This window comes from Streptomyces sp. NPDC088762, from assembly GCF_044750905.1.
Lineage (GTDB): Bacteria > Actinomycetota > Actinomycetes > Streptomycetales > Streptomycetaceae > Streptomyces.
This window is the reverse complement of record NZ_JBIVKT010000023.1, coordinates 38,659-54,706: the sequence shown is the minus strand read 5'-3', so window position 1 is coordinate 54,706 and position 16,048 is coordinate 38,659. Positions and strand designations below refer to the sequence as shown.

Genomic DNA, 16,048 nt, shown 5'->3' with positions numbered 1-16,048 from the left:
AACATGAGCCAGTTCCTGATGAGCCTGCACACCCTTGCCACCGACCCCGGCGTGGTCTTTCTGGCCGACCCGGTCGGGCCCGTACCCGACTTTGACCCCGCGCTGCCTACGGATGTCAACGACCCGGTCAAGACGATCCTGGCCTGGACCGCCGGCGGTGGCCTCGCCCTTTCGGTTCTCGGCGGTCTGGCGGGCTGGGCCCTGGTTGCGGTCGGCCACAACACCGAGCGCGCGGCCCTGGCCGCCCGCGGCAAGCAGGGCGTGCTGTGGAGCCTGATCGGCGCGGGCGGCATCGGGCTCACCTCCTCGCTGGTCCTGGCCGTCTTCACCATGACGAGCAAGTGACTGTGTCCACGAACGGGCTCAACGCCCGTAAGGCCCGTCTGGTTCTCGCCGCGATCGTCGTCGCGGTAGCCGCGCTCCTGGTCGTCGGCGGATTCGCCGCGGCCACGCTGATGCACGACGACACCAAGGGCATGCCGCAGGCGCAAGCCAGCGCCTCTGCATCCGTCAGTCCCGCGCCGGTGGGCAGTACGTCCTCCGGTGGTCCGATGACACCGGAGAAAGGAAAGAAGATCACGCTGTCCGCACCCACCGGGCACAAGGACGGTGTGGCCACCGGCTTCCCGGCATCCCCGGTCGGTGGGATCAGCGCCGCGGTGTACTTCTGGGAGGAGTACGCCTGGCTCGACGACGAGAAGGCCGCTCAGCAGCTCACCGCGGTGGCATCCAAGGGTGCGCCCGGCTACGTCGACAAGAACGTCTCCGAGATCCGGAAGATGCGCGAGGCCCTCGGCCTGCCCCCCTCGGGCGGGATCCCTGCCGACGTCTCCTTCACCACCGCCGTTACCGCCGCACGGGCCAAGTCCCTCAAGGTTCCCGGCCTGCCCGTCGGCGAGGTCATGCAGGTCTGGCTGTCCTACGACCGGTTTGCCACCGGCCCGAAAGGGGGCCCGGACCACGATCCGCTGCGCGGGGCCACCATCGCTTTCGTCGTGAAGTGGGAGGACGGGGCCTGGCGGTTCACCGATCAGTACGACGCCCTCGGAGACTTCCCGGTCGCCTATGAGCCGACCAGTCGCTTCGCGTGGACAGACGGCTGGGCTCAGGTGCTCCATGCCGGCTGACCGCTTCAAGAGGGTCACACGTGCCCTCGTCATGCTCTGTGCCCTGCTCGCCTTCCTCAGCGCGGGCGCCACCATGTCGATCGCCATTGCCGCCGACGAGCCCAGATTCCACGCCTCCGTCGGCCCGCCCGACCCCATCCCGAAGGAGTGGGAACAGGACATCGTCGGTCTGGACTCGAACGGCAAGTACTGCCTGGTAGACCAGATCGGCAACTACAAGATCTGCCACCTGCCCGGACCGGACGATCCGCCGTTCCCCGGCCGCACCACGCCCTGCGAGGGTGCGGACGGCAACGGGGCGGCGGAGTGCAACCCGGAAGAGCAGAAGGAAGCCGAAATCCGGCGCCTGGAACGGTGGCGCAAGGACTTCCCCGACAAACAGTGGAAGAACTACGAACCGCTCAACAAGTTCATCACCGACTGCGTGGTGCAGAAGGAACGGCCCTTCAGCGTGTGCCAGAAGGAGGGCGAGGAGGAGTACGGCGTGCCCTCAACGGGGCCGTTGGAATGGATCGGAAAGAAGTTCTCCGAGTTCGCCTCCAACGCGTTGAAGGAAGCCGCCGTCTACATCGGGAACGGTGTCGTCTGGCTGCTGAAGGAGTTCGCGACGCTCTTCAACCAGAACTCTTCCATCAACCTGGACGACGTCGGCATCAACAAGTTCACGCTGATGATGACCTCCCTGTCCGCGGTCCTGGCCGTGTTCCTGCTGCTGATCCAGTTCGGGAAGGTGGCCGTAAGCCACAACGGCGGGCCGGCGGCAACCGCGCTGACCGGCCTTGCGAAGTGGGCCGTCATCTCCTCCGTCTACTGGGGTTGTGCCCAGAGCGCGCTCACCTGGTCCGACGAGGTGTCGACGTGGATCATCAACCAGACCTTCAAGGGAGGCGGCCAAGGCAGCGTCGCGGCGACGCAGGCCATGCAGGAGAGGCTCGGCACCCTCTTCGGCGGCCTGATCACCGGTGGCGGCGGGGCCGCAACCGCCGGCGGTGCGATCATCGCCGGTGAGGGTCTGGCCGCCTCCGCGGTCGGGGTCGTCATCGTCGTCGGCATCGTCTGCATCCTGGTCATCGCGGCCCTGTGGGTGGAGATCCTGATGCGCCAGGTCGGCATCATGCTCATCCTCGCGACGATGCCGATCACCCTGGCCGGGCAGCTCTCCGACGCCACCTCCGAGTGGTGGCCAAAGGCCCGCAACGCCTTCATCTCCCTGGTCCTGATGAAGCCCGCGATCGTGGCCTGCTTCTCCATCGGCGTCTTCGCCATGACGGAAGGGCAGGGCATGCAGAACATGCTCGTCGGCTTCGTCATGTTCCTCGCGGCCGCGCTGTGCTGGCCGGCCCTGGCCAAGTTCATGACGTTCACGACCAACGGCTCGGGCGCCGCCATGGCCTCGGGATGGCTCAGCTCCGCGGGCTCCTCCGCCTCCTCCATGACCGGCGGCTACCGGCCCGAGCCCAGCGGCGCCGGCTCGGTCGGCGGTGGCCCCGGCTACACCAAAGCCCTGGAGTCGGAGAACACCACACCATCCGCGGCCCCGTCCTCCGCGGCTGCGGCCGGTGGCGGCGGCGGCACAGCGAAGTCTGCGGGCCGCTTCGGCGGCCGGGCGCTGACCATGGCCGCTTTCGGACTTCAGGTAGCGGCGCTCGGCAAGGACTCCCTGGAGTCCGGGCTGGGCAGCACCGCAGCCAACGCCGGTCTCGACCAGGGCGGAGGAGGCGGCCGCCATGTGGTCATCCCGCCCCGCCGACAGCCGTCCTCCGCACCCGCGCCGGTGGGGGCGCCGGCCGAGGCGCCGACCCCCGACCCGCGGCTCGCCCCGGCCCCACGAAACGAGGCATGAGATGTCACAACCCGTTTCCTACGGAGGCTGGCAGTCCGAGACGACCGGCTTCATGGGCCGGCTGTCCGGGCCCGGCTTCGCGATGGTCGCCGCCGCCTCTCTCCTCGCGCTCCTGCCGTTCAACGTCGGCTGGCAGGCCGGCTTCGTGTGCGTGCCCATCGCTCTGCTCCTGCTCGCGCTTGCCTTCGGGCGCGTCGCGGGGCTCAGCGCCGACGAATGGATCTCTCTCGCAGTAAGGCACCAGATCTCCGTGGCCACCCGACGCAACCTCTTCTTCTCCGGCGCCTTCGCCCCCCGCTCCGCCGACACCGGCCGCCAGCCCATGGACCTGCCCGGCGTCCTGGCACGCCTGAGGATCCTGGAGGCCCCCGACGGCCTCGGCGGACAGCTCGGGGTCGTGCACGACCCCGTAGCCGGCACCTACAGCGCCATCGCCCGCATCACCTTCCCCGGCCTCGCCCTCGTCGACACCGACAAGCAGACCGCCCGCGTGGCCACCTGGGCGCAGTTCCTGCGCAGCTACTGCACCGAGGACTCCCCGGTCACCCGCATCGCCGTCCACCAGCGGTGCCTGCCCGACGACGGCGCCGCCCTCGCCTCCTGGACCGCCCGCCACGTGACCGCAGACGCGCCGGCCGCCGCAGTGACCGCGCTCACCGAGCTGATGGACGGCGCAGGCCCGGCCTCCGCCACCCGCGAGACGTACCTGACGGTGACCCTCTCCGCCGCCCGGGCCCGCCTCGCCATCAAGGGCGCCGGCGGCGGACAGGTCGGCGCAGCGGCCGTCCTCGTACGCGAACTGCACGCGATGAGCCAGAGCCTGTCGACGGCGAGCCTCCAGGTCGTCGAGTGGCTCCCGCCCCGCAAAGTGGCCCAGACCGTACGGACCGCGTACGACCCCGAAGCCCAGCAGGCACTCGCCACCCGCAACGCGGCCGCCCAGGCCCCCGACTGGACCGGAACCGCGCCCGGCGTCGACCCCGACCTCGCCGGCCCGGCCGCCGCCGAGACCGCCTGGGGCGTCTACCGGCACGACGGCGCCTGGTCGGTGTCCTACCAGGTCCGCACCTGGCCGCAAGCCGAGGTCTACGCCACGATCCTCCAGCCCCTGATGCGGCCCCGGCAGAACGCCCGCCGCGCGATGAGCCTGCTCTACGAGCCGATCGGCCCCCGCCGCGCCCGCCAGGAACTGGCCCGGGACAAAGCCAAGCGAAGCTCCGCCCGCCACTTGCGTGCGAAGTCAGGACGGGACGAAAGCGAGGACGAGCGCCGCGAAGAGGCCATCGCCCGCCAGCAGGATGCCGCCCGAGCCTCCGGCCAGGGCGTCATGCGGATGACCGCAGTCCTCACCGTGACCGTCACCGACCTCGCCGAGCTGGAGACCGCCTGCGCCGAACTCCAGGCGGACGCCGCCGCCTCCGGGCTGGAGGTGCGCCGCATGTGGGGTGCCCAGGACACCGGCTTCGCCACCGGAGCCCTCCCCCTCGGACAAGGCCTGCCCGACCGACGGATGGGATTCTGATGGGCCTCTTCTCCCGGCGCCCGGCCGGCGACACCCTCCTCGAGGCCATCGGCATCGACGAGGCAGCCGGCGTCACCGACCGCCCGGCCGTACCGATTCCGCCCCAGCGCACCGCCCGCGAACTGCGCCGCTCCCGCCTCCTGGAGGACCCGGCGACCTCGATGCGGGTCGCCCCCAGGAAAGGCTGGAGCCAGCCGTTCGCCGGCCGCGCCGCCGCCGTGCCGCGCACCGAAGTCGTCCGCGCGGACACCGCGAACGCCGCAGGCCTCTACCCGTTCCTGCACGCGGCGAGCCTGCCGCCCATCGGCGCGTACATCGGCCGCAACGTCCTGACCACGGAGGCCTTCAGCGCCCACCCCGCGGTCTGGGTGAAGGAGGGACTGTGCACCAATCCCAACGTCATGATCACGGGGATCCCCGGCTCGGGTAAGTCCGCCCACGTCAAGGCGTTGGCCCTGCGCCTGATGGCGTTCGGGCACCGCACGCTCATCGCTGGCGACGTCAAGGGCGAGTACCAGGCCCTGTGCCGCCACCTCGGCGTCGAACCCGTACGCCTCGGGCCCGGTCTACCGGGTCGCCTGAACCCCCTGGACGCAGGCCCGCTCGGCGTCGGCCTGGACCTCCTCAAGGACCCGGCCGAGCTCAAGTCACGGCTCACCGAGATCCACCGCCGCCGCCTGACCCTCCTCAAGGCCCTGCTCGAACTCCAGCTGCGCCGCACTCTCCAGCCCGAGGAGGAAGAGGCCCTCGACGTCGCGGTCCGGGAAGTCACCGGCGAGCTCCACGGCACCACGCGCCTGGCCGTGCCCACCATCCCGCTCGTCTACGACCGGCTGCGCGACCCCACCGACGCGATGGCCCGCGAGCTGCGCATCCGCGACGGTGACATCCAGCGGGCCCGCGAGCAGATGGCCTCCATCCGCTCCGCGCTCGGCGGCATGGTCACCGGCCACCTCGGCGGCCTCTTCGACGAGGCCACCTCCATCGACCTGGACTGGGACGCCCCGATCCAGTCCGTCGACATCTCCGCGCTCCAGGAATACGGAGACGAGACCGTCGCCATGGTGCTGTCCTGCGTCTCGACCTGGGCGCAGTCGGCCATCGACCAGCCCGGTCAGAAGCCGTGGATCGTCGTACGCGACGAGCTGTGGCGGCAGATGCGCTCCGGCGGTGCCACGATGGTGAAGAAGATCGACAGCGATCTCCGGCTGTCCAGGGCGACCGGCACCATCCAGGTCCTGGCCACCCACCGCCTCTCCGACTTCGAGAGCGTGGGCGCGGCCGGCTCCGAGGCCGTCGCCATCGCCCGCGACCTGATCGCTTCCTGTGAGACCCGCATCCAGCTCGCCCAGGACACCAGGCCCCTGCAGATCACCCGCGAGGCCATCGGCCTCACCGACTCCGAGTGCAACCTCATCGGCTCCTGGGGAGCCGGCCAGCGCGGCCGCGCCCTGTGGAAGGTCGGCCGCGGCGGCGGCAGCCACGCCGTCCAGCTGATGCTCTCCCGCACCGAGGAACGCCTCTTCGAGACCGACGAGAAGATGGTGATCTAAGCCCATGGATTCGTCATTTCCGAGGCCTCGAGCGTGCGGTGCCGGAGAGCTGTCGGGCCGCCGGCGGGGGAACCCGGGGTTCGCCGGCCGGGTCGTCGTGGGTCGAGGTGTGCACGAGTGACCGCCAGGCCCGCCACGGGGCAGGTCAGAGCCACTCGGCCCAGCCGAAGGTCGCGATGTACGCGCGCTCGATCGCCTTCCAGCCGCGCCCGCCGCGTCGGCGGACGACGGCGAAAGCCAGCGCGAACCAGACCGCGAACACGCCGCCGATGATCAACGGCCATTTCGGTCCCTCGAAGTACCCGACCGCACCGAGTACCAAGGCCGTCAGCACCAAGCCGAAGTGTGCCCCGAGGCGGCTGGTACGCAGTGCCTCCCGTATCACCCGCCGATCCTCTGCGAGGACCCGCTCGTACACGCTCGGCGCCGCATCCGCGTGGTGTTCCCGATCCACGTCCTTCTCCACAAGATCCCCCTCAAAAGATCCGGCCCTGCGCAGGACCGGCTCACACTCCCGCAGACGCCCCACCCTTCAGGACCGTTGCCCGGTCCAGCAGGGCACGCCTCAACACACGATCCCTGTATCGGGTCGTGGTGGACAGCCACTCATGTCCGAGCAGTACGTGGAGGGCCTTGAGGTCCGTCCCGGCGCCATGGAGCGAGGAGGCACAGGAGTGCCGCAGCACATGCGGAGTCAGACGGCCGGACCAGCCGGGGTGCCACTGTCCGGTCTGCGCAGCGGGCCCACTGCGAAGGGGGCATGACGTGTCCGAGCGCACCGGCCCGTCCACCGCCGGACTGGACGACAACACGCTGCTCGCCGCGTACGGCGCGGGCCTGGCCGTCACGATCGGCGGCGCCGTCCTGCTCGCAGGGCCGCTCGCCGGGCTGTTGTCCGGCAACGGCTGGGTCGGCAGTTCGGACAGCGTTCCCGTCACCGTGCTGTCGGCTCTCGTCAAGGGCCCCGGCTCCGTCTACCAGCCCGCCCCGCCCCCCTGGCTGTTCTACGCGCTCACCGTGCTCATCGTTCTCGCTCTGGGCGCCGTGATCGTCAAAGTCGCCGGCGCGGTGTCCTTTGGCGGGAGTTCCGGGGGTGCCCAGTGGGGTGGCGCGAAGATCGAGCGGAAGATGTCGGCCCACAACGACCCAGGCAAACGGATCAACCGGATCACAGCCGGCCGCGGGCTGCGGACCAAGATGGTCGTGGCCGCCCAGCCCAACATCAGCGCCACCGTGTTCGGTGTTCCCGGCTCGTCGAAGACGACCGGGCTGGTCCTGCCCAACGCCGCCGAATGGCAGGGACCCCTGGTCGTCACCACCACCAAGGCCGCGGACCTGGACGTCATCTACGCCCGGCGCCGGGGTGTCGGCCCCGTTTGGGTCATTGCCCCGGCCGGCATCCCGGGCCGCGACAGCGACCACTGGTCGCCGGTCGAGTACTGCACCGACGCCAAGGCCGCCGACCGCATGGCCGCCTGGCTGGCCGAGGCCTCCTCCTCCGGTGACGACAAACGGGCCGCTCCCTGGATCGACCAGGCCAAGAGCGTGCTGAAGGGCATCCTGCTCGCTGCCCACCTCTCCGGTGGCGGCATCTCCGACATGCGCCGCTGGATCTCCCTGGGCAAGGACGCCGTCGATCACGTCCGCGCCGTTCTCCTCGCGCACGGCTTCACCGACGTAGCCGACGACTACGCCTCGCCCTGGCTGCGCCTGCACGAGGACGGCATCGGTTCCATCCAGTTCAGCCTCAACGTCCTGGCCCGCGTCTTCGCCGACGAGGAAGTCCGCGAGACCTGCTCCCGCTCCGACTTCACCTTCGTGGAATGGCTCGACCAGCGCGGCACCATCTGCATCATCGCCTCCGAGGCAGACGCAGACCGCTTTGCCCCGCTCATCAGCTCCCTGATCGCCGGCGCCATCCACGCGGCGGAATCCCGCTACAACTCCACAGGCAAGCCCATCGACCCCAGCGTCGGTGTCCTCGTCGACGAGGCCGGCAACATGCTGCGCTACCCCCGGCTGCCCAACATCCTCACGACCGGCCGCGGCATGGGCATCACGGTGCTCACCGTGTGGCACGACCTCTCCCAGCTTCGCGAGTCGCTCGGCACCCAGAAGGCCAACACCGTTCTGTCGGCGAGCGGGCTGCGCATGCTCCTGCCCGGCTGCGGCGACCTGGAGACGCTGCGCTATTTCTCCGGGCTGTACGGGCGAACCGAGGTCATGAAGACCAGCCACGGCCGCTCCCGTGGGGAGCACTCCACCAACACCCAGTCCACCGAGACGGACCTGGCCCCGGTCCACTCCCTCCAACAACTGCCCGACTTCACCGCCATCGCGCAGTACACCAATCTGCCGCCGATCAAGGTGAAGATGCGCCTCACCTTCCGCGACAAGGACCTCAAAAAGCTCCTCGCCGAGCCCACGGCCGGCTCCGCCAAGAGGGAGAGCTCATGACGACCGTGCCCAGGAGACACCTGTGTCCGACCCGCTGAACCCCGCAGACCTCTGGCCGATGCCGCCCGGAGCCCCCCAGAAGACCGAGCCGCAGCGCTGGGTCTGGGCGGCCATGGACCCTCCGGAGCGGCGGATCCGCATGCGTGAACTCGGAGCATGGGTCGACTGGCTCCGCAGGACCTTCGAGCTCCACAACACGATCACGCACTGCTGGTACCGGCACTCCGCGGTCGTCGAACACCTCACTGCCCTCTACACGGGCTGGATCCGCACGTACGCCGGCGAGGAGGCACCCGGGCGCGAGCTCGCCGAAGCCGACTGGATCAACACCCTGCACGCCTTCGTCCCCCGCCTCCAGCTCGCCGCCTGCGCGACCGGCACCCACCAGGACCCGCCGCTCATCGTCCCCCCGCCGCCCGGCAGCGACGAGGCCTTCGAGCTGTACCTGACGCTCTCTGATGCGACGACCGCCGAGGCCGCCCACCCGGCGGCCGCCGAACTCAACCGCCGCGAAGCCGAGCTGAACGCGCCGCTGTAGAAGGACGCTTTGTGTCCATTGGCATCGAGCGCTCCAGCCGCAGCCCGTGGTGGAGTACGTCGCCGGACTGGTCAAGGTCCCGCCCGCCTACTTCGCGAAGTACGCCCTGGTGGGGCGGATCGCGGAGTACCACCGCAAGCAGATCAGGAAGGCGCTGGGGGCGCGGCCGGCATCTTCAACGAGGGCACGGTCACGCTCACCGCGACCCCGGTGGTGGACAACCTCCGGGGCAACTGCGCCCCGACCGTGGTTCCGGGCTGCGCGTTCTGACCTCCTGGGGAAGGTGATCGGAAGCTGCCACTGCTGGAGAGACGGTGGCAGCTGTTGGCCCTATAGAGCTCGCTCGTGATCGGGGCGGGCTCACCGACGCATGCCCGGACGGCGCCCGGTCAGCAGCTCGGTCGGGACGTGTGCCCGTGGCAGGTTTCGGGGCGGAGCCTGTGCCGGTTGGGTGGTGGCCCACTTCTGTTCCCGGGCGACCGTCTGGTGCGCGGAGGCGTCCAGCACCGCACGGGCGACGGGCGTCCCGGCTTGGAGGGCGACTTCCAGGAGCTTGCCCGCAGAGCTTTGCTCGGCGCTCATCACCGCCGTATAGGCGGTGGTCAGGGCCTCCACCTGGCGCAGGTGCACCGGGTAGAAGTGCCGGCCCGGCTCGAGTTGCGCAGGCCGGTGCTTGGCGGCGTTGGTCACCAGGCCGGCTCCTGCCCGTCGAACGGCCCAGGGGGCCGCGACGGCCATCTGCCAGCCCGCCGCCGGCAGCCGGTAGAGCGATGCGGTGAGCCGACCCGCACCTCCCGCGTCGGTGAGGATGTCCCCGGCGGGGCGAGGTGCGCCCGGCACCTGTTCCGGCGTCCACCCCGCCCCGAACATCAGCTGCCCGACACGAACGCAGGCGGTACGGGAGATGACCACGGCAGGGTGGGGATCCGGCGCTGAAAACCGTGTGACCTGGCCCTTGCGTACGAGCTCGTAGCCTGGCGGGGGCAGCTTGGGTCGCTCCCGTGGATCTCCGATGTCCACGACCTGCGACCACTCCTGCGCGGCGGCCGCCCAGGCTCGGGACGACGTACGCAGCGTGCCCGCGGCCTCGTTGAGACTGGCCCGCAGAGGGCCGTCCGGAGTGTCCGCCGCGATGTGGCGCAGGGCCTGGCCGGACAGGATGCGGGCCATCGCCGTCCAGTGGGAGAGCTGTTTGAGATCCGATCCGCCCAGTCGCCGCTCCCTGTTGTGCAGGGCGCCATAAGCCGCGCGGGACAGCCGCTCGCTGTCCTGCTCCAGCCGGGCCGTGATGGCGCTGGTGGGGTCGGTGGCCGCGGCCTGAACGGGTTCGACGGCGAGGGCCAGTGGGAAGGCGGCCAGCGCGTGGTCGGCGTCCCGAGCGGAGGCCCGGGCGTGCACGGAGGCCTGGTTCAGCGAGGTACGCGCCGCCTCGAAGGCCTCGATGGCGCCGGGGTGCTCGGCACCCTGGGCGAGCAGGTGTAAGACCTGGCCGCTGGCCCAGGCCACCTCGGAGTACCGGTGGGTGAGGTAGTCGAAGGCGGCCTGGTGGCGCAGCAGATAGGCGTACGGGGTCAGCGGCTCGCGGTCCGGACCGAGATGGCTGCCGATTGTGTCCCGTACGGCACCCAACGCCCGAACGGCCGCCGCCATCCGCTCATCGGCCGGCCCGGCGCTGACCACGGCCGGGGCCCGCAGGTACCCCTGGGCAGTGGCCAGCCACGAACTCGCCAGCTCCAGCCCGCCCTCCAGATTGCGCTCCCCGATGGTCAGGGCCCGTTCCTCGGTGGTAGGCACAGGCGTATAGGCACGCGGACCGAGCCCCTTCCTGATCTGCCCCAAGACCAGGTCGACCCCCTCCGCCAGGGCAACGTGCTCTCGCGGACCGATGGACTCCGCAGGCACCTCCGCCGCCGTCCGCAGCTCGGCGACCGCGACATCGAAAAGCTCTCCCAGTGTGGTCACGTCACCGCTCCCGTACGCGGGTCAGCGCCACGGACGCACCAGAAGCCAGCGCAGTGGCCTCGCTCAGCGCACGCGCCGCTCCTTCTCCAACGCTGTCCGCCGAGCTGAGGATCCGATGCAGCGATTCCCCCGCGTGCTCCAGAAGCCGCACGTACGGCTGGAGTCCGGCCGCCCCGGGCCCTGGCGGCGGCGCCGTGACCGGTGCGCCGACCTCCGGTAGCGGAAGCAGATCCCGCCCGGCCGAGCACTTTTGCGCCGCGAGCATCGCCTGCAGCTCGTCACTGCCCTCTTCGAAGGTGATGCTGTCGCAGAGCTCGGTGGCCACACCGAAGACGTCCCAGACCGCAGCCAGCACCACAGCCGTGTCCTCGGAGTCGAGCCGTGAGTCGAGTTCCCTCAGGGCGGACATCGACATCCCCTCCTTCACGTCGGAATGCCGTAGATCGTCCCACCCCGAACGCGCCCGCCATGCCGTCCTGTGGACGAAAACCACCCTGTGGATACCCATGGGAGTGCCCTGCTGGGGTGTCCTGGCAGGACGTAGGAGTCGGCGGGGCGTTGGTTGTAGTCGGCTACTGTCATCCGTTGGAGAGGATGCTCCAGGCGTCCACCGCCCGCTCTGCCAGTCGAATGTCACTGGCCGCCCTCCCGTACGGAAGAGCGGCCAGTGACGTGGTGGTGTTGCTTAGGGGGTGGGGTTGGGTAGTGGGGCCGTTGCCAGGGCCGGGATGGACCAGCGCTGTGCGCCCGAGGGGTTGCAGTCGTAGAGCCAGAGCTGCGTGCCCGGGGTGGTGTTGAAGTTGCCGAGGTCGACGCAGCGGCCGGAGGCCGGGTTGTAAAGCGCGCCGTCGGCAAAGGGGATGAACTTCTGGGCGGGGGAGGGGCCTCCGTCCCTGCAGGTCATCAGCTGGAGCACAGTGAGGTTGGCTGTGCTGTCGTTGGCGGCGTTCACACACTTACCCTGGATGCGGAGAGAGCCGTCACCGCGGACCTCGAAGTTCTGAGCGGCGGTGCCGTTGCAGCCGGCGACCTGGATCTTGTTGCCGTCCTGGGTGCTGGCATAGTCGTTGTCCATGCACGTACCCGGAGCCGCGGGCATCGAGATCTCGCTCAGGGCTCCGGGAGTGGTCATCGACGCGGCATAGGGGTAGACAGCCAGGTTGCTGATACCACCGCCCTCAAGGCTGTCCCAGGGACCGCCGTTGCTTTTGAATCGGCCGAGGACGAACGGGCCACTCGGGGCGGGGCTGGTGGAAGCGTGGTGATGGGCGCTGCCGGCGAGCACACCGTTGACATAGAGGCTCATCAGCCCGCTCGCCGCGTTGTAGGAAGCGGTCAGCCGGACCCACGTGTTGGGGGTGAACCGTGCCGCGTCATTGGTGGCGGCGGTGTAATCGAAGGGCCACCCGTCGACATCGGCGTACGCCAGGGCGAAGTGCCATTTGCCGGTGTTGCTGTCGGCGTAAAGGAAGAAGGAGCTGCTTCGGTTGCCGTCCTGGCTGGCGACGATGCTGGTCTTCGTACCGGGCTTGGCCCAGGTGCTGATGGTGAAGCTCTTGCGGGTGTCGATGACCGGGCCGGTGGTGGTGATGGTGGACTGAGGACTCGTGAAGGCGGCGTAGGCCGTGCTGCGGCCTTCGATGGCGGCGGTCGGCCAGGTGATCCCGGATGCGGTCGCGGGGTAGTCGCCCACGGTGCTGGGTGTCGTCGTGCCGTTCTGGCCGGTCAGCTTCCACTGGGCGGATGGCTTGTTGAGGTTGCCCAGGGAGATCGGCGTGGTCGAGAAGCCGGTGCTCGTGCCGGCGAAGGCCACGAGCTGCTGGTTGGTGTCGATTGCCCAGATGTCGGCGCGTCCGTCCCCGTTGAGGTCCCCGTACGAGCCGACCTGGGGATACAGCTTGGGGTCGATCGTCGTGACAGCGGAGGCGGGGGCCTGAGCCGACGGCGGGGTCAACACGGCGGTGGGAACGTTGCCGGCGCTGAACGACAGGGCGTAGCTGTGCACGCGGCCTGAGACCTCGTCGCGTGCCCACAGGGTCGGTGTGCCGCCGACCTTCCCGGGGGCGAGGAGGGTGGCGCGTGACCAGTCGCCGGAGCCGACCAGCATGCCCTGACCGAGCCGGGTGTTGCCCATGGAGCTGCCAGGGTAGTACCAGAGACGGTTGTCCTCGACCGTGACGAGGTCGGCGAGTCCGCTCGCGTTGGCGAAGCTTCCCGGGGCCAGCACCTGAGTGACCTTCGACCAGTCGGTGACGTAGCCGGTGCATTGCGCTGCTGGGTTGCAGGCAGGCTTGGTGGCGATGGGCGTGACGTTCTCGGTGAGGGTGAAACGTCCCGGCGTGCCGTTGGAGGAGGCGTCGTTGCCGTAGACGTACATCTTGAGGGTCGTGCGGTTGTAGGCGAAGAGGTCGTCCACGCCGGACTGACTGAGGCTTCCGCGGTGGGTGACGAGGTAGTTGTCCCAGCCCGTCTTGTCCGGGCTCTGCGCGGCTGTCGACGAGGTGATTGCAGGAGCCGAGACGTCCGTGTTGCCGGGGCTGAGCAGCAGGTTCCCGCTTCCGGTGCGGTCGGGCCGGAGGATGTCGGGGATGCCGTCGCCGGTCAGGTCTCCGGCTTTCACCGGGGTGGCGGGATTCCAGGGGGCGTAGAAGCTGTAGGCGGCCGGGCGTGAGTTGCCGGCTCCGTCCACGGCCCTGACGTAAAGGGTGTGGGTGCCCCACTGTTGGGCCGTTAGGTTGATGGGGATGTTGGCGGTGGCGGCACCGTTCGCGTCGGCCGTGACGGTGACGGACTGGGCCCCGCTCGCCTGGATGGGTGTGTCGAGGGCGTACTCGAAGCGGCGGATGTCGCTCTTGAGGCAGGCCATTAGGTCACAGCCGGTGGGGAGGATGTCCTTGCTGGAGACGGGGATGGTGATCCCGGTGTCGCCTGCGTGCGCAGTGGGGGTGCGACCGCTGCCGAGCGGGGGGTAGGCCTTCGAGTCGCCGAAGGCGGCAGCTGTCGGGGGCGTCAGGTCCACCTTGAAGTTACAGTCCGAGGTCCAGGGCCCCTCAAGTGTCCCGTCGTAGGCCTTGACCCCCCAGCCGTACTGGTGGCCGTCGGCGACGGTGGTCCCGATGTTGGTCCGTGCCGTTGTCCCGGAGGCGACGAAGGGGCTTCGGGGCTGGGACACGGTGGTGGCACCACCGGTGCCGTTGTTCTTCATGTTGTCCCAGACCGTGTAGATGGCCTGGAGGTTGGCGCCCTCCATCGGAGTCGTCAGGCGGGCGTTGAGTGAGATGTTGCTCATTCCCCCGTTCGTGGAGGTACGGCCGATCCAGCCTGCGTTCCCGCCGTTGCAAGCGGCGCCGCCCGGGTTCGCGGAGTCGGGGGTCGTGCTCACTGAGTCCGGTGCGGCCGGCGGGATGTCGAAGACCGTGGTGATGTAAGGGTTGCTGGCGAACCGCATGAAGCCGAGGTTCGACCTTGCCTTGTTGCCGTCTCCGTAGAGCCCGAATGTCCAAGTGTCCGCGTCCTGCGAACCTACTTGCCGGATGCGGTCAGTGATGTCGAAGGCCGCGTACTTGTAGCCGCAGTCGAAGTAGGCACTGGAGATCTGCTGGGTTCCCACCGTGGCGACGACCCCAGGGCGGTTGTTCCAGTTCGTTCCGCTGCTGATGGGGTTCGTCTGTTTCACGGTGACGGGCCACGTGTTGGAGCACCCGTGGTCGGCGCCGTAGGTCGCGGTCAGGTACAGGGTGGACTTCTGGATCACCATCTGCGGCGTGAGCGCGCTGGTGTTGATCTCGTAGAAGGACTCCTGCATGCCGAAGCAGTTGGAGGAGAACTGCTGATAGCCGACGCCCTGGCCGTAGTCCTGCGCCTTGTCGTAGGTGGTGGCGTTCGCGCAGCCCTCCTGGGCCACGACGAAGTGTCCCGTCCCGGAGCTCACCGGGTTGACCATGGGATCGATGTAGACCGGATAGGTCGTCTTCACACCGGTGAGAAGATCCTGGTCCGGGGTGAGAGTCACTGCATCGGGCTGTGTCGAGATGCCGATCGTCTTGACCTGGGCGCCGGGGCCAGGGCTGTCGGCCGACGAGGGTGTGGTGAGTTCAGCCGGGAGGGGACCGGTGGGGCCGGAATGCTCGTCGGAAGCCGTGTTGTGGTCGACCAAGAGCTTCGTGAATGAAGGCGTGGTCTGCTGGTCGGATGTGCTGGAATCCCACATGAGCGGGGTGGCGCTGGTGTACACCGGGGTTCCGTCCGGTGCGGTCGCCTGGAGGTTGCCCGCGCTGTCACTGCCCAGGGTGAGGCCGTCGGCCTTCGTCGCCAGTCGCAGGCTGCGCAGGGCCGGATTGGCTGCTGCCTGCGCCGTGCGGACGATCAGTACTTCGCTGAAGGCGCCCTGATCATTGACCGAGGCCTGGAGGTCCACCCCGGGGAAGACGTCTGGATACAGGGCGCTGTTGCCGGTGATCTTGGGAGTGGGCAGGGGGACGGGGAAAGACAGTGCGAGGCTGCGCCCGTCGTGATGCGTCAGGGTGGCGAGGGGCCCGGTGCCCCCTCCAGAGAGGGATACCTGTGTGGGCGTCGCCCGCGGTGAGTAGGTGCCGCCGGGGTTGGGCTGCAACGTGGGATCGAGCTCGTTCCACTTCCCGGATTTCAGGACCCGTACGGGCTTGAGGTGGGTTGTGGTGCTCAGCGAGCCGTCCGGGTTGGCGACGGTGTCACCGGTCGGCGTGGTCAGGGAGGTGACCGGGACCGGTGCGCCCTGGGTCTTCGCCTGCTGGACCGCGTACGGAATCGAACCCGCGGATGGTTCGGCAGACGTGGCAGAAGTGGTGGACGGTGCGCCAGTTCGTGCGTTGGCGAGTGCGGTGCCCGGTGCTCCGGAAAGCAGACCGAGGGCGGCCATCATGACGGTGGCCCGTCTGATGCCCGAAATTCTACGTTTTTGCATACGTGGTATCCCCCCACATGGCGCTTCTGCTGGATGTCGTTATCCAGCCAATGTGCGAATGGAAATGGTCAAAAATTCGCTGCGGTGTCTGCAGTTGAATCTTT

The 16,048-nt window shown here is 69.2% G+C and carries 12 protein-coding genes; 7 read left to right on the top strand and 5 right to left on the bottom strand.

From position 1 onward, the window contains the following. The first annotated feature begins 3 nt into the window (after positions 1-3). Genes ACIP5M_RS33860 through ACIP5M_RS33840 form a run of 5 tightly spaced genes read left to right on the top strand, consistent with a single transcriptional unit; the run spans position 4 to position 6,045 of the window. A complete protein-coding gene (locus tag ACIP5M_RS33860; RefSeq protein WP_401204284.1) occupies positions 4-345 on the top strand; it encodes a hypothetical protein in 342 nt (113 codons plus the stop codon). Further along, on the top strand, positions 342-1,127 hold the full coding sequence (locus tag ACIP5M_RS33855) for a hypothetical protein (protein WP_401204281.1): 786 nt from the start codon (positions 342-344) through the stop codon (positions 1,125-1,127). The genes ACIP5M_RS33860 and ACIP5M_RS33855 overlap by 4 nt, the downstream gene beginning before the upstream one ends. Beyond that, complete coding sequence (locus tag ACIP5M_RS33850; protein ID WP_401204278.1) at positions 1,117-2,970, top strand: hypothetical protein; 1,854 nt, start codon at positions 1,117-1,119, stop codon at positions 2,968-2,970. Before ACIP5M_RS33855 ends, ACIP5M_RS33850 begins: the two co-directional genes overlap by 11 nt. 1 nt (position 2,971) lies before the next feature. After that, the gene (locus tag ACIP5M_RS33845; RefSeq protein ID WP_401204275.1) at positions 2,972-4,492 is read left to right on the top strand and encodes an SCO6880 family protein; all 1,521 of its coding nucleotides are present in this window, start codon (positions 2,972-2,974) and stop codon (positions 4,490-4,492) included. Beyond that, positions 4,492-6,045 (top strand): type VI secretion protein, encoded by a 1,554-nt coding sequence (locus ACIP5M_RS33840; RefSeq protein WP_401204272.1) that lies wholly within the window; start codon positions 4,492-4,494, stop codon positions 6,043-6,045. Before ACIP5M_RS33845 ends, ACIP5M_RS33840 begins: the two co-directional genes overlap by 1 nt. Before the next feature lie 145 nt (positions 6,046-6,190). Here the strand turns inward: ACIP5M_RS33840 and ACIP5M_RS33835 are convergent, their stop codons facing one another. Continuing rightward, positions 6,191-6,511, bottom strand: coding sequence for a hypothetical protein (locus tag ACIP5M_RS33835; RefSeq protein WP_401204269.1), 321 nt, complete (start codon positions 6,509-6,511; stop codon positions 6,191-6,193). A gap of 40 nt (positions 6,512-6,551) precedes the next feature. Further along, the gene (locus ACIP5M_RS33830; RefSeq protein WP_401204266.1) at positions 6,552-6,824 is read right to left on the bottom strand and encodes a tyrosine-type recombinase/integrase; all 273 of its coding nucleotides are present in this window, start codon (positions 6,822-6,824) and stop codon (positions 6,552-6,554) included. On the opposite strand from ACIP5M_RS33830, the gene ACIP5M_RS33825 reads away from it, so the two are divergent. Both ACIP5M_RS33825 and ACIP5M_RS33820 read left to right on the top strand, forming a co-directional pair. After that, positions 6,811-8,502 carry a type IV secretory system conjugative DNA transfer family protein gene (locus tag ACIP5M_RS33825; RefSeq protein WP_401204263.1) on the top strand — a complete coding sequence of 564 codons (1,692 nt, stop codon included), beginning with the start codon at positions 6,811-6,813 and terminating at the stop codon, positions 8,500-8,502. The two genes, ACIP5M_RS33830 and ACIP5M_RS33825, sit on opposite strands and share 14 nt — an antisense overlap. Positions 8,503-8,524: 22 nt before the next feature. Next, positions 8,525-9,040, top strand: a complete 516-nt coding sequence (locus ACIP5M_RS33820) for a hypothetical protein (RefSeq protein ID WP_401204260.1) — start codon at positions 8,525-8,527, stop codon at positions 9,038-9,040. A 360-nt stretch (positions 9,041-9,400) separates the two neighbouring features. On the opposite strand, the gene ACIP5M_RS33815 is transcribed toward ACIP5M_RS33820, so the two are convergent. The 3 genes from ACIP5M_RS33815 to ACIP5M_RS33805 form a co-directional block, all read right to left on the bottom strand. Next, the gene (locus tag ACIP5M_RS33815; protein WP_401204257.1) at positions 9,401-11,002 is read right to left on the bottom strand and encodes a hypothetical protein; all 1,602 of its coding nucleotides are present in this window, start codon (positions 11,000-11,002) and stop codon (positions 9,401-9,403) included. A 1-nt stretch (position 11,003) separates the two neighbouring features. Next, positions 11,004-11,417: a hypothetical protein gene (locus tag ACIP5M_RS33810; protein ID WP_401204254.1), complete on the bottom strand. Its 414-nt coding sequence runs from the start codon at positions 11,415-11,417 to the stop codon at positions 11,004-11,006. A gap of 270 nt (positions 11,418-11,687) precedes the next feature. Further along, on the bottom strand, positions 11,688-15,944 hold the full coding sequence (locus ACIP5M_RS33805) for a ricin-type beta-trefoil lectin domain protein (RefSeq protein ID WP_401204251.1): 4,257 nt from the start codon (positions 15,942-15,944) through the stop codon (positions 11,688-11,690). Between the last annotated feature and the right edge of the window lie 104 nt (positions 15,945-16,048).